This window comes from Cystobacter fuscus, from assembly GCF_002305875.1.
In the GTDB taxonomy this organism is placed as follows: domain Bacteria; phylum Myxococcota; class Myxococcia; order Myxococcales; family Myxococcaceae; genus Cystobacter; species Cystobacter fuscus_A.
In genome coordinates, this window is record NZ_CP022098.1 from 10,277,777 (window position 1) to 10,291,287 (window position 13,511).

14 protein-coding genes are annotated in these 13,511 nt (G+C 67.8%); 7 read left to right on the forward strand and 7 right to left on the reverse strand.

Features of this window, described 5'->3' with window-relative positions:
* Positions 1-127: 127 nt before the first annotated feature.
* Positions 128-484, forward strand: a complete 357-nt coding sequence (locus tag CYFUS_RS41575) for a DUF952 domain-containing protein (protein WP_095990246.1) — start codon at positions 128-130, stop codon at positions 482-484.
* A gap of 151 nt (positions 485-635) precedes the next feature.
* Here CYFUS_RS41575 and CYFUS_RS41580 read toward each other — a convergent pair whose 3' ends face one another.
* The 7 genes from CYFUS_RS41580 to CYFUS_RS41610 form a co-directional block, all read right to left on the reverse strand.
* Positions 636-2,153 (reverse strand): class I adenylate-forming enzyme family protein, encoded by a 1,518-nt coding sequence (locus CYFUS_RS41580; RefSeq protein WP_232537104.1) that lies wholly within the window; start codon positions 2,151-2,153, stop codon positions 636-638.
* Positions 2,154-2,258: 105 nt separating this feature from the next.
* Positions 2,259-2,687 (reverse strand): DUF1810 domain-containing protein, encoded by a 429-nt coding sequence (locus CYFUS_RS41585; RefSeq protein WP_095990248.1) that lies wholly within the window; start codon positions 2,685-2,687, stop codon positions 2,259-2,261.
* Positions 2,688-2,742: 55 nt separating this feature from the next.
* Positions 2,743-3,555 carry a C2 family cysteine protease gene (locus tag CYFUS_RS41590; protein WP_157758961.1) on the reverse strand — a complete coding sequence of 271 codons (813 nt, stop codon included), beginning with the start codon at positions 3,553-3,555 and terminating at the stop codon, positions 2,743-2,745.
* 407 nt (positions 3,556-3,962) lie between these two features.
* On the reverse strand, positions 3,963-5,048 hold the full coding sequence (locus tag CYFUS_RS41595; RefSeq protein ID WP_095990250.1) for a potassium channel family protein: 1,086 nt from the start codon (positions 5,046-5,048) through the stop codon (positions 3,963-3,965).
* 54 nt (positions 5,049-5,102) lie between these two features.
* A complete protein-coding gene (gene tatC / locus CYFUS_RS41600; protein WP_095990251.1) occupies positions 5,103-6,314 on the reverse strand; it encodes a twin-arginine translocase subunit TatC in 1,212 nt (403 codons plus the stop codon).
* Positions 6,315-6,350: 36 nt separating this feature from the next.
* Entirely contained in the window at positions 6,351-6,794 is a 444-nt protein-coding gene (locus CYFUS_RS41605; protein ID WP_095990252.1) for a Sec-independent protein translocase subunit TatA/TatB, read from the reverse strand.
* Between the two features lie 117 nt (positions 6,795-6,911).
* Positions 6,912-8,969 carry a HAMP domain-containing methyl-accepting chemotaxis protein gene (locus CYFUS_RS41610; RefSeq protein WP_095992543.1) on the reverse strand — a complete coding sequence of 686 codons (2,058 nt, stop codon included), beginning with the start codon at positions 8,967-8,969 and terminating at the stop codon, positions 6,912-6,914.
* 145 nt (positions 8,970-9,114) lie between these two features.
* Between CYFUS_RS41610 and CYFUS_RS41615 the strand changes: the two genes are divergently transcribed.
* The 6 genes from CYFUS_RS41615 to CYFUS_RS41640 are packed head-to-tail and all read left to right on the forward strand — an operon-like array spanning position 9,115 to position 13,097.
* Complete coding sequence (locus CYFUS_RS41615) at positions 9,115-10,146, forward strand: histone deacetylase (RefSeq protein ID WP_095990253.1); 1,032 nt, start codon at positions 9,115-9,117, stop codon at positions 10,144-10,146.
* Positions 10,147-10,187: 41 nt separating this feature from the next.
* On the forward strand, positions 10,188-10,730 hold the full coding sequence (locus tag CYFUS_RS41620; protein ID WP_095990254.1) for a hypothetical protein: 543 nt from the start codon (positions 10,188-10,190) through the stop codon (positions 10,728-10,730).
* Positions 10,731-10,749: 19 nt separating this feature from the next.
* Entirely contained in the window at positions 10,750-11,433 is a 684-nt protein-coding gene (locus CYFUS_RS41625) for a glutathione S-transferase family protein (RefSeq protein ID WP_095990255.1), read from the forward strand.
* Positions 11,434-11,486: 53 nt separating this feature from the next.
* The gene (locus tag CYFUS_RS53435) at positions 11,487-11,924 is read left to right on the forward strand and encodes a carbohydrate-binding protein (RefSeq protein ID WP_269770175.1); all 438 of its coding nucleotides are present in this window, start codon (positions 11,487-11,489) and stop codon (positions 11,922-11,924) included.
* Positions 11,872-12,525, forward strand: a complete 654-nt coding sequence (locus CYFUS_RS41635; protein ID WP_095990256.1) for an isochorismatase family cysteine hydrolase — start codon at positions 11,872-11,874, stop codon at positions 12,523-12,525. The genes CYFUS_RS53435 and CYFUS_RS41635 overlap by 53 nt, the downstream gene beginning before the upstream one ends.
* A gap of 59 nt (positions 12,526-12,584) precedes the next feature.
* Positions 12,585-13,097 carry a hypothetical protein gene (locus CYFUS_RS41640; protein WP_095990257.1) on the forward strand — a complete coding sequence of 171 codons (513 nt, stop codon included), beginning with the start codon at positions 12,585-12,587 and terminating at the stop codon, positions 13,095-13,097.
* The last annotated feature ends 414 nt before the right edge of the window (positions 13,098-13,511 follow it).

A 13,511-nucleotide genomic window follows, 5' to 3' on the forward strand; every position in this document is an offset into this window, starting at 1 on the left:
AACAATCGGCACCAGGTCGGGATGGCGGTGGCGCCACAGAGCTCGGGCCAGTGGATTGATCTCAGAGAGTGTGTCCCTGCCAGAAACCAACTGTCACCACCCGTACAGGTGCGATAGGGGAGAGGGCATGAACTCCCCGATCTATACGCTCGTCCGCGGCGCCGACTGGCGAGCCGCCAGAACGATGGGTGCCTATCACGGCTCGGCCGATGACACGCGCGATGGCTTCCTGCACCTGTCCACGGCCGAGCAGGTGCGTGAGAGCGCACGCAAGCACCGCTCGGGGGAACGTGACCTGTGGCTGGTGGCCGTCGACCCGGCGGCACTGGGCGCCGCGCTGCGCTGGGAGCCCGCCTCGGGTGGCCGTCGCCCGGGACTATTCCCGCACCTGTATGGCCCACTGCCCATGTCGGCCGTGCTGTCGGAGACTTCGCTTCCACTGGGAGGGAACGGACAGCACGTCTTCCCCGACGAGGTGCCATGAGCCCGGGAAGAACAGCTGGCCGTGCATGATCTCCTCGGCGTTATGCAGGCCGTCGGGACAGGTCCTGCCGTATTGATAACGCGCATAGCAGGCGTCATTCACACACCAACGGCGCGCGGGCGCGTCAGCGAGCGCGCCCTGGCTTCCGCGATCAGCGGCTGGCCAGCGCGCGCTTGTTCGGCTTGCCACTCGGCCCGACGGGAACCTCGGTGATGAAGGTCACGGTGCGTGGCGCGCAGGCCTGCCCCAATCGACCCACCACCCAGTCCCGCAGTTCACCCACGTCCGGCTGCGCGCCCGGCCTCGGCACCACGAAGGCATGTACCGCCTCCCCGGTCTGCTCGTCGTCCTTGCCGACGACGTAGGCCTGATCCACGGAGGGGTGCTCGGCGAGCACCCGCTCGATGGGGCCCGCGTAATAGACATTCGCGTTGACGATGATCACATCTCGCGCCCGGCCCGCGAGGTGCACATAACCGTCACCGTCGACGTAGCCCAGGTCGCGGGTACGAATCCAACCATTGACGAACACCTCGGCGGCCTCCTGCGGGTCCGCCCAGTAACCGGACGTCTGGTATGGCGTCTGGACGAACAGCTCGCCCACCTCTCCAGGCGGCATCTGGGAGCCGTTGGGGCCGCGAACCTCCAGCTTCACCCTGTGATGAAGGCGGCCCACGGACTCCAGGGCCCCCTTCGACGCCAGGGCTTCGCGGGGCGTCAACATCGACAGCAGGCCCGCCTCCGTCTGGCCATAGCCCTGGAAGACCACCGGGCCGAGCCGCCGCAGGGACTCGGCATAGCGCTGCGGGTTCAACGGTGAGCCGGAGACCATGAGCGTGCGCAGGCTGCTGACATCGACCGGGTCCGTCCGCAGGCTGTCGAGCATCTGGTAGAGGCGCGGCACGCTCAGGATGCTGCTGGTGATGCGGTGGCGGGCGATCACGGTCGGGAAGAACGGCCGCAGGTCCATGCTCTCCGGAATGACCACCATCCCCCCACCGAGTAGCGCCACCAGCGCGTAGTCCAGCGCGACCTGGCTGTTCAGCGTGCCAAACAGCAGATGGCGTTGCATCCCGGAGGCCATCTCGCGGATGGCGGGACTCCAGTACTCGGGGTAGGCCGGCCAATCCTGGCTGATCGCCGCGTACGTCTGGACGCCTCCCTTGGGATTGCCGGTACTGCCGCTGGTATAGATGATCCGGGCGACGTCCCCCGGCCGTCCCGAGGCCCGCAGGGGCGCTCCATCATCCGCCGCGGCCAACACATCCGGCAGATCCGGCGCCGCGCCGAGGCACAGCACCGGCAGCTTCCCAGCCGCCTCGCGCATCTCTGCGGTGTTGTTCGCCGGATCGATGAGCAGAGCGTCGACACGATCACCGAGCAGGTGTGTCAGTTGCCCGGACGTCAACCCTGGACGGATACCCGCGATGCGGGCGCCCAACGCCCAGGCCGCCATCATCGCCGCGAAGGTTTCCGGCGTGACGCTGGCGGACACGGCCAGACCGGAGCCCGGTCCCACACCGGCGGCCCGCAGGCCCGAGGCCACGCGCCGGGTCGTGCGCAGGATCTCGGCCGCGGTGACCCGTCGGCTTCCGTGCTCGAACCAGATCCGGTCTCCGTCGTCACGCATCCGATCGAGAACGGTTTGGGGAAACATGAGGTCGGTCATGAGGACCACTATGGGACAGCGCTCCAGGGACTTCAACGCTCAGCCCATGTGCCGGGAAGCCTCCGCGAGGAGCCGTGCGTCCAAGGTTTTTCCGTCTGTCGTGACTCAGAGCAGGCGGTCCGTCGCCTCATCTGCCTTCCCGCCGAAGAACGCGTCGAGGACCCGCTGGAACACCGGCTGTGACGGGTCGGCGCGCAGGAACAGCGTCATCGAGGACCGGAGCTTCTGCGCGTCGATGCCGCCGAAGATCGCCTCCGCGGAGGGCGCGGACGTGTCGGCGACAACCCTCGCGCACTCGACGAGCCGCGGCCCCAGCGTCGGATGCGCCAGGTACGCCCGCGCCTCGTCGAGCGACGAAATCGCATACCGCTGGGCCATGGAGCTGCGGCCGAGGCCGGCGATCTGCGGGAACACGAACCACATCCAGTGCGAGGTCTTGCGTCCGCGGCGCAGCTCCGCGAGAGCCCGGTCGTAGGTGCCACCGTCATCCTGGGCTCGCACGAAGCGGGCGAGGTCGTGGGGATCGTCGTTCATGCCGTGACGCTACGCGCGCACGCGGAAAAGGTCGACGGCCCCACCCCGACTGGAGTCACCCTACCGGATAGGTCACGGATTCGAAGGAGGCCTTGAACTTACGCAGCGGCAGTTCGAAGGTGTCGTTCACGGTGCCCACGAGAGGGTATTGGTCCCCGCCGTGTGGATTGCGCAAGCCGACCATGATCTCGCCGCGGCTGGAAGTCCGAGTGCCGGTCACGGTGTAGGCGTGAGCGGTTTCAACTCTCGAACTCATCCCTTCGGTCCCATGGTAGTTGGACCCGGCGATCACCGAGACGCCCCGCGTGTTGGCCATGCTGAGGATGTTCACGAGCTGCTGGTCCGGCATACCCCGGATGGACACATAATCCGCGGGCCGCCCCGTGAAGGACTGCATGGCGTGGATGCCCGTCCCTCCCTCCAGGTCACCGTACCCCCTGGTCTGGCGAGTACTCGTGTCCTGTCCCCGATAGGCGGACTCGCTGGCGTCGTGAACCTTGGCGTAGCCCTTCTCAACCATGTGCGGCCAGATGACCCGCTGTCTCTGGGACGTGTGGAAGCTGGGCTCCATTCCCGTGGGGAGCTGGCTGTCCACATGCACTTGCACCGGCTGCATGGTCCTGGGGTCGTGAAGATTGACCTGGTACGAACCGGATCCTTGTGGCTGCACCATGTACTGGATGGCGTTGGGGTCGCTGGCGACGCCCGCCAGTGACGCCAGCACGTGGCAATCCCCGAGATTGCCCTGTCTGACATGCTTGGGCTGAGGACCGCCACGCCCATACAGCGTGTGGTTCTGGACCTGCGCATAGGGATTCTCCCCCGAGTACGCGGAGCCCCACTGGGGCTGGGCGTAGGGGTCGCTCAACGTGTGACGGTCTTCCTCCCGATAGGAGGCGTACTGGTCATAAGCCGCGGCACTGGTGGAGGGCTCGGCGGAGACGTAGGAAGCCCGGGGAGGAGAAGCCCGCGAGGAAGAGCTGCTCGACGACCGCGAGTGACCATGGGTCCGGGAAGAAGAAGAATAGGGGGAACCGCTTCCGGAACGACGGACTTCATAGGGCATGAGCAAATCCGGGAGAAAGGGGAGTTGCCCTGTCCATCAGCAAGAAAGAGGCCAACCCACCCCGCCGGGGAAGACCCCGGATTTCCTCGGGAACGTCTCGGGAGGAGCGCCTTTCCCCCCGCCGTCACCTGATGACAGTTGTCCTGGGTGGTGACAGAAGTCACCACCGCCCTGGCGGCCCACGCGTCGAACGAAGGGCGGAGGAGGGTTCAGGACATGGACTCGGGGCGAGGGGGCGCGAACACCGGAGCCTCGGCCTCCAGGGTGAAGTCGCGCAGCTTGCGGTAGTCCTCGTACTCGGCCTGCAGCGTCAGCAGGTCTCCCGGCTCGATGAGGGTGTTTCCGGGGGGATGCAGCCGCTCCTCCCCTCCCCCGTGCCGGCGCATGGACAGGGTCAGGCCACCGAAGCGGTCGCGCACCTCGGAGAGCGTCATGCCCGGCAGCTTCTCGCGCGCCTCGAAGACGGACACCACCATCAGGTGCGTGCCGATGCGGAACGAGTGGATGATGCGGGGATCCAACGCCGCGAGCGCCATGGCGGGGGCCGCCAGCGACGAGCTGCTCAGCGCCTCGGCCTTGAAGGTGTCGCGCACCTTGGCCACCAGGTCGTCATCGAAGAGCCGGATGACCACGCGGATGTTCGGGTTCACCTTCCGGGCATCCAGCGCGATGTTCAGGTTGGCCAGGTCATCATCCGTGGCGCAGACGATGGCCGCCGCCGTCTTCACGTTGGTGCGCGGCAGGCACTGCTGGCTGCGGATGTCGTCGATGAGCAGCGGCACCTGCTCGTCGCGGAGCACCGCCACGAAGGCCGCCTCCTCGCGCTTCTCCACCACCACCACGTCCCGGCCCAGCGCCCGGAGCTGCGACACCACCCGGTAGCCCACGCGCCCCGCGCCGCACACCACCACGTGGCCCTTCATCGTCTCGGCGATCACCTCGAACCACTCCTTGTCCTGCCGGTGCCTGGCGAAGAAGAGGTAGGCGAAGCGCACCACGCCGTCCACCAGCACGGCGATCCCCACCGGGGGAATCACCATGTCGAGCACCATCAACAGGGTGTCATCCACGTCCAGCGAGGGCTGCCCGTAGAGCAGGAAGTACACGTGGCGCAGCGCCTTGCCCAGGCTCACCCCGTGGCCATCCGCCCCCACGTGCCGCCAGCGGTACACCAGCGGCATGAAGCCGAAGAGGACCACCGCCATGAGCACCGTGGGGCGGAAGCGGCGCAGCAGCGCCACGAGGTAGCGCAAGTCATTGGCCAGTCGGCGGCGGCGGGGGGGAGTCACCAACACGCCCCCGTGCCTAGCACGCCCCCACTGCTCCGGCCACCCGCGCCGGGCCCCGGCTCAGGCGCCCGTCGGGGTGATGCCCGTCTCGGCCGCGTTCTTCGCCCGGCGGCGCTCGATGAGCCACACCGCGATCACGCCCATCTCGTAGCACATGAGCATGGGCCCGGCCATGAGCGACAGGTTCACCACGTCACCGGTGGGGGTGAGGACCGCCGCCAGGATGAGGCACACGACGAAGGCGTGCCGCTGGTACTTGAGGAGGAAGCTCGCCTTGATGATGCCCACCACGCCCAGCAGCGCCATCACCAGCGGCAGCTCGAAGATGATGCCGAAGGACAAGAGCAGGAGCAGCACCAGCGACAACTGCTCCTCCATGGTGAGCATCGGCCGCGTCCACGCCTGCGCCACGTAGCGCGCCTTGCCCAGCGCCAGCTCCTTCTCCAGGCGCCACAGGCCCGCCACCTCCTCGGCCCGGGAGGGCGCCACGCCCGCCAGCAGGCTCGCCGCCTCGTCCATGGCCCGGCTGGAGGCCGAGAAGTCCTCCCGGGCGTACGCCTCCACCGCCTCCGCGCGCTTCTCCACCGTCTGCCGCAGCACGACGCGCGCCGGCACCGTGTTGAAGCCCTGCGCCGCCGCGTCCACCAGCCGACCCAGTCCGCTCAGCCGCGCCTCCAGCTCCACCTTCTCCGAGGGCTCCCGCGCGGCCTCGGGCATCGCTCCCGCGCCGTCCGCCTTGAGCGCCGTGCTCGTCTCCTGGGCGAGCCTTCCCGCGCGCTCGGCCTCGCCGATGCTCAGGAAGCGCAGCGCGTCGTCTGCTCTCAGCCGCCCCACGTCCAGCCGCTGCGCCGTCGCCGTGCTCTCCTCCTCGTTGAGGAGGAACTGGAACATCGAGGGCAGCACCGCGAAGTAGCAGAACAGCGCGCCCAGCAGGAACGCGAGCGTGCCCATGAACACGAACGGCGAGGCGTAGCGGCGCTCCTCGGGGTAGAGCCCCGGCGCCACGAAGCCCCAGATCTGCCACAGGAGCACGGGCGTCGTCAGGAAGATGCCGCAGTAGACGCCCACCTTCATGAGGACGTTGATTTCCTCGATACCCGACGTGTAGACGAGCGAGCGCCCATCGGGCGGCAGCGCGTCCAGCACCGGCCTCATCAACAAGCCGAAGATGGGCCGGGCGAACACGAGCGACACGGCCCCGAGGACGAACACCGCGGCGATGCATTTGATCAGGCGGGAACGGAGCTCCGACAGGTGCTCCATCAAACTCATCCGAAGGTCATTTTCCACGGGTACGGATCTCGGGGGCTAGCCGCTCTTGGAGGGGTCCTGCGCCACCGTGCCGGGCAGGGGCTCGGCGGTGGGAACGGGAGAGGGGGCGGGCAGTTCGGGGGAGTCGGCGGAGGCCGAGGCGGCCAGGGCACCCGGGACCGGCATGGGCGCCACCGGGGCGTCGGGCGAGGCCTCCGGCGCGGGCAGGGAGGACAGGGACTCGGACGACACGGCCGGCACCGGCGAGGGCAGCACCGCCGGCCTGCCCATGGGCACCGGGGGGCGCGGCTCGTCGTTGAACTCCTGGTCCATCTTGTAGAACTCGCGCTCCACCACCGTGCGCACGTCGTCCGTCTGCCGGCGGAACTCGCGCACGAACTTGCCGATGGCCCGGGCGAACTCGGGCAACTGCTTCGGGCCGAGCACCACCAACGCCGCCACCAAGATGAAGATCAGCTCGCCTGCACCGACGTTGAACATGCGCACGGACTCCGAATGAACCGCCCCGGGTTATGACGCCCCGGGCGGCCTGGTGCAACCCGATGAGTGCCTGTTCGCCCGGCATCCGTCCAGCGCGGACACAAGGCCCGCTCCTTCCTAGACCTTGAAGCGCCGGCTCTCGGCGCGCAGCACCTCGGACTGGCGTTGCAGGCTGTCGATCGCCTCCTCCAGCGCCTTCACCGAGCGTGCCTGATGGTCGGACACGCCCTTGATGGCCTCCACCGCCTTGAGCACCTGCTCGCTGCCCTTGGTCTGCTCCTTCTGGGCGCGGTTGAGGTGGGTGACCATCTCGTTGATGTTCTCGATGGAGCGGGTGATCTGCTTGCTGCCGTGGGCCTGCTCCTGGCTGCTTCGCTGCACGTGCACGGTGATGGCCTTCATCCGCTCGGCGCTGTTCATGATCTGCTCGCCGCCCTTGGCCTGCTCGTTGGAGGCCTTGGAGATCATCTGCACCGTCTGGGAGATGCGCTGGATGGCCTGCGTCACCTGCTTGCTGCCGCGCGCCTGCTCCACCGTGGCGCGGGCGATCGCCTTGACCATCTGCGTGGACTTCTGGGCGCTGTCGTTGATTTTACGCAGCGTGGCCTCGGCCTCGAGACCCAGTTGCACGCCCTCCTCCACGTTGCGCACGCCCAGGTTCATCACCTGCACCGCGTTGCGGCTCTCCTCCTGCACGCTGCTGATGAGGTCGGCGATCTCCTTGGTGGACTTGCCGGTGCGGTCGGCCAGATCCTTGATTTCGTCCGCCACCACCGCGAAGCCCTTGCCGTGCTCGCCCGACTGCGCGGCGATGATGGCCGCGTTGAGCGCGAGCAGGTTGGTCTGCTCGGCCACGTCGTCGATGACGTTGAGGATGTTGCCGATCTCCGAGATGCGCCGGCCCAGGCTGTCGATGACGCCCGAGGCGGTGAGGCTGGACTCCTTGATGCGGTCCATGCCCTTCATCGTCTTGCGCAGCGCCTCCACGCCCGTCTTGGCGTCCTCGGACACCTGCTCGGACAGGCGCGCCGTCTCGTTGGCGTTGGCCTCCACCTGGCTGATGGAGCTGTCCATCTGGCTGATGGACGAGCTGGTCTCCTCGGTGGAGTCGCGCAGCTCGTCGATGTTCTTGGCCACTTCCTTGATGGAGAACGTCATCTCCTCGATGGCGCTCGTGGTCTCCTCCACGCTGCCCGCCATGGCCTGGACGTTCTCGGCCACCTCGTCGTTGGTGGCGGCCATCTCCATGATGGAGGAGCTGCTCTCCTCGGCGCTCTGGTAGAGCACCTCCACGTTCTCCGCGATGCCGCGCAAGGAAGCGAGCATCTGCTCCATGGAGGAGGACGTCTCGGCCACCCGGCCCTGGGTGGTGGCGGCGCCCGAGGACACGGTGTTGCCCGCGCGCGACAACTGCTCGATGACGTTGGAGACCACCTCGGACACGCCCCGCACCTGGCTGAGCGTCTTGCGCAGGGACTGGCCGATGCTGTCGAGCGCCTCGGCGAGCTGGCCCAGCTCACCTCCGGCGTCCACCGTCACCCGGTTGGTGAGATCGCCCTCGGCCATCTTGCGCGCCACCGCCATCATCCGCTCCAGGGGCTGGAGGATGAGCTTGTTGGTGACGAAGTAGACGAGCGTCACCACCAGCACGAGCCCGGTGACGAAGACCACCACCAGCATGATGGTGAGCTGGCGCTGCATGGCGCGCAGGGGCTCGAAGCTCACCACCACCACCACCCGGCACGACTCGGCCCGGCACTGGGGCCCCGGCGCCAGCTCCGTCAGGAGCCGGTCCCCGTTGGGGAGGATGAAGGAGGACTCGGCACCCGGCCGGAAGAACCGGGACTGCCACTCCGGGAGCCGCTGCGGAGGCTCCCCCCCCTCCAGGAGGAGGCTGCCGTCGCTGGCGACGATGGCGGCGTAGATGAAGTCCTTGTCCGAGTCGGTCACCCCGCCAACGGCCCTCATGGCGAGCCGATCCGAATCGGGCCGGGCCATCAGGCCCGCCAATTCCTGCGCCTTGGCGCGGCCATGTTCCATCAACCGGGTCTCGAGGTAGTTCGAGACCAACCAGGAGATGGAGACGTACAGGGTCGCCAGGATGACGGACAGGGTCAGCGTGAACGTGGCGAGGAGAGCGACTCGAAGACCGGGCTTTTTCAGGCGTCTGAGCAAGGCGCCCGGACTGTAGAGAGGTTCTCTGGTGGAGGGCAAGGAACCGGCGCTCCACCGCCTGCCCGACGCGCCATTCCCCGGCTGGAGGGGGAGATGGCGAGCGTCTGGACTTCGGCCCCGCCATACTGCATGGGTGGGAGACCCGATGACCCAGACGCTGCTGCTGACCGACGCGCTCTTCCTCCAGCATGACCCGGGACCCGACCACCCCGAGTGTCCCGCGCGGTTGGGGCGCATCCTGAGCCTGCTGGAGAGTCAGCCCATCCCGGGAACGGAGCGCCGGGCCCCCCGCCCGGCCACCGACGAGGAGCTCGCCGCGGTGCACTCCCCCCAGTTGCTCGAGGCCCTGCGGGGGCTGCGCGGGAAGAGCACGAGCCTGGATCCGGACACGACAATGTCCCCGGACAGCTACGACGCGGCGGTACTGGCGGCCGGGGCCTCGGTGCAGGCGGTGGAGGAGGTCATGGCGGGCCGGGCGCGCAATGCCTTCGCGCTGGTGCGCCCCCCCGGCCACCACGCCGAGCCGGACCAGGCCATGGGATTCTGCCTGCTGAACAACGCGGCCATCGCCGCCGAGGCCGCGCGCCGGCTGGGCGCCCAGCGGGTGCTCATCTTCGACTGGGACGTACACCACGGCAACGGTACCCAGGCGGCCTTCTGGAAGCGGCGGGACGTGCTCTACATGTCCGCGCACCAGTTCCCCTACTACCCCGGCACGGGAGCCCCCACGGAGATCGGCGAGGGCGAGGGCCTGGGCTACACCGTCAACTGCGGGCTCCCCGGGGGCTCGGGTGACGCGGACTATGGCGCGCTCTGCGAGCGGCTCTTCCTCCCGGTGGCACGCGCCTGGCGGCCCGACCTGGTCATCATCTCCGCGGGGTTCGACGCGCACCGCGAGGATCCCATCGGTGGCATGGTCGTCACCGAGCGCGGCTTCGCCGCCATGTGCACGGCGTTCCAGCGGCTGGCGCGGGACTTCTGCGACGGCCGGCTCGTGCTGCTGCTCGAGGGGGGCTACTCGCTGGAGGGCCTGTCGCGCTCGGTACACGCGTGCGTGGAGGTGATGGCGGGGCAGCGCGAGGAGCACTTCGTGGAGGGCGTCTCGCGCGACGCGGCCGATGCCCTGCGCCGCAGCCGGGAGGCGCTCCAACCCCACTGGCCCGTGTTGGGCCAGTGAGGCGGAGCATGGCAACGACTCGTACAGGGGATGGGTGAGACGTGGATCGTGAAGCCGTGGAGAAGTTGCAGCGCGCGGGCCTGAAGGTGGAGCAGCCCGAGCTGCTGCGGGTTCCCGTCCAGCGCGACGAGGCGGGCCAGGTGATTGCGGTGGAAGACGCGGTGCCGGTGATGGGCAACGAGGGCCTGGTGCTGATCTCGCTCCAGCCCGTCTCGCGCCTGTGGACGGGAACGGCGGTGCCACCGGACCTGAGCCGGACGCCGCCGCCCGAGTACCACGCCTTCCTGCTGCTGCTGGAGTCGACGGCCGCCAACTATTGCGCGGCCACGGGCAAGCCCGAGACGGACGACACCTTCGAGCGGCTCTACCGCCAGTTGCGCCGCAAGCCGGAGGGACGCGACCCCCACCCGCTCTTCTCGTACCTGCGAGGAGCGGCGCGGCTGTACCTGTCCCTGCGCGACACGAGCCAGGCCGAGTTCGAGGCGGTGCTCAACCGGCTGAGCCAGTCGGCGAAGTGGCATTCCACCCACGTGGGCAGTACCAACTACCACCGCGAGGTGCTCCAGAAGCTATTCGGGGCCTGAGACGCGGAGGAGACCGGAGATGATCGACCTGTACACGTGGGCGACGCCCAATGGTTACAAGATTTCCGTCACGCTGGAGGAGCTGGGGCTGCCCTACACGGTGCACCCCATCGACATCGGCAAGGGCGTGCAGAAACAGCCCGACTTCCTGAAGCTCAACCCCAACGGGCGCATCCCGGCCATCGTGGACCGCGAGGAGGGCGACTTCCCCATCTTCGAGTCGGGGGCGATCATGCTCTACCTGGCGGAGAAGACGGGCAAGCTCATGCCCACGGACCGCAAGGGCCGCTCGCGGGTGACGCAGTGGCTGATGTTCCAGATGGCGGGCGTGGGGCCCATGCAGGGCCAGGCCAACGTCTTCTTCCGCTACTTCCCGGAGAAGCTCCAACCGGCCATCGACCGCTACCAGAACGAGACGCGGCGGCTGTACACCGTGCTCGACACCCAGCTCGCGCGCGGCGAGTACCTCGCGGGGGACTACAGCATCGCGGACATCGCCAACTGGGCCTGGGTGCGCGTCCACGCCTGGGCGGGCGTCTCCGTGGAGGGGCTGCCGAACCTGCAGCGCTGGCTCGCCGCCATCGAGCAGCGGCCCGCGGCGCGCAAGGGCCTCACCGTGCCGCACGAGTCGAAGCTCGACCTCACCAACCCGACCCAGGCCGCCCAGACCGTCCAGTCCGCCCAGTCGATCCTCCAGCGCTAAGCCAGGGGAGCGTCAGCCGCCGTGAGCCTCGCCGCCTTCGCCTGTCCAGTTGGGTGAGCAGCTCGGAGTGGGCGGAGTACACGGTAAACGTGGCGACGAGCGGCACGTATACCGTGTCCGCCCGGGTCGCGACGCAGACGGCCAATGGCAGCTCGTTGCGCATCCTGTTCGACGGAAAGAAGGTGGGCACCCTCGCCGTGCCGAACACCGGAGAGTGGCAGACCTATACGACGGTGAGCACGCAAGTGAACCTGGAGGGGCGCAAGTCCCCGGGCTCCCGTCTTCGGGGGGCTGGCCCGCCCCCTCCCTATACCCGAGGAAAGCCGGGGTCATCCCTTGGTATGAGCAGGATGACATCCCAGTACGATTTCGCCGTTACGGCGTCCGGGTCATCATCCCTCCCGTTCCACCGCCATCGAGGCGGAGCACGGGAGGTAGATGATGACCCTGGATGTCACGCGTACCGCGCTACTGTTCGTCGACCCCTATAACGACTTCCTGGCGGAGCAAGGCAAGCTATGGCCGATGGTCGCGCAGGTCGCGACCGAGGTCGGCCTTCACGCCCATCTGAAAGCGATCACCCACGCGGCGCGGACGGCTGGCATCCAGGTCGTGATCGTGCCGCACCATCGCTGGAAGCCGGGCGATCTCGACGGATGGTCGCACCCCAACCCCTATATGGCCGGTGGCTATCGGCGCCAGGTATTCGCCGAAGGCACATGGGGTGGCGAGTGGTACCCGGATTTCGCTCCGCGGAGTGGTGACTTGATCTGCACGGAGCACTGGGGTTCCAGCGGCTTCGCGAACACCAATCTCGACACGATCCTGAAACAGAAGGGCATCACCCACGTCATCCTGATCGGGCTCATCGCCAATACATGCATCGAAAGCACGGCCAGGTACGCGGTCGAACTCGGCTATCACGTGACCCTCGTCCGCGACGCGACCGCGGCGGCGAGCGCCGAGGCAATGCGCTGCGCCCATGACATCAACGCGCCGACCTATGCCCATGTCGTGACGACGACGGCGGAGCTGGTCAGCGCTCTGGCTCCCCTCGAGCCCCCCCAGGCGGCCGAGAAACAACCCCGATGACATCCGCACCACCTCAGAGCAATACCAACGGCTTTGGCCCACAAACAAGGAGCGTCACCATGATACTCGGATTGTCGATATCCACCCTCACCATCATCCACGTGCTGTTCAGCCTCGTTGGCATCGCCGCCGGGCTCGTCTGGTTGTTGGCACTCACGAACGGCCGATGGCTATCGTCGGTGAATGTGCTGTTCTTCACGACGACCGTGCTCACGACCGTGACCAGCTTCTTGTTCCCAATCACGATCTTCACCCCGGCGCTGGGTGTTGCCATCATTTCCGCGATCGACCTCGCGATCGCGACCCACGCGTTGCTTCGGATGAACGCTCACCCAGCGGGAAAGACGACCTACATCATCACGGCAACGATCGCGCTCTACCTCAACTGCTTCGTCGGCGTCGTTCAGGCCTTCCTCAAGATCGCACCATTGCATGCGCTCGCGCCCAACGGCACCGAGCCCCCTTTCGCGGCGGCACAGGCAGCAACGCTCATCGCGTTCGTCATGCTGGGTATTCTCGCTGTTCGACGGAGCCGGCCGCTCGCCGCGCTGAGCACGCCGAGCGGTGGGTAGTGTTGGTGTCCAGGAAGCCCACGTCCGACGTCCCCTCCCACCCCCCGGAGGATGCCGTGTCCGGCGCTGTGTTCGATATGGGTATGGGTGATGAACGCCGTGGCGGGCTTCTCGAACAGCAGGATGGCCGAGGCGACCGAGAACGAGCCCGGCAGGTAGTTGCACCCGTAGCTCGAGCACTGGCAGTCACCGCCCGCGTAGCGCACCCGCACGTGCTCCAGGCGGTTCTGGGATTGAGGCTCCTGGAAGCTCAGTCCCGTCCAATCCCCGGGGGCCGGGACGGCTCGCTCCGAGGTGAACACCACGGGGTGCTGCTCCGTGCCCACGGCGACCAGTGCGCTGCGTGCGTCATACACCTCGAGCCTCGTCGCGGGTGAGAAGCGCAGCTCCACGCCGGGCTCCAACGTGAGGCGT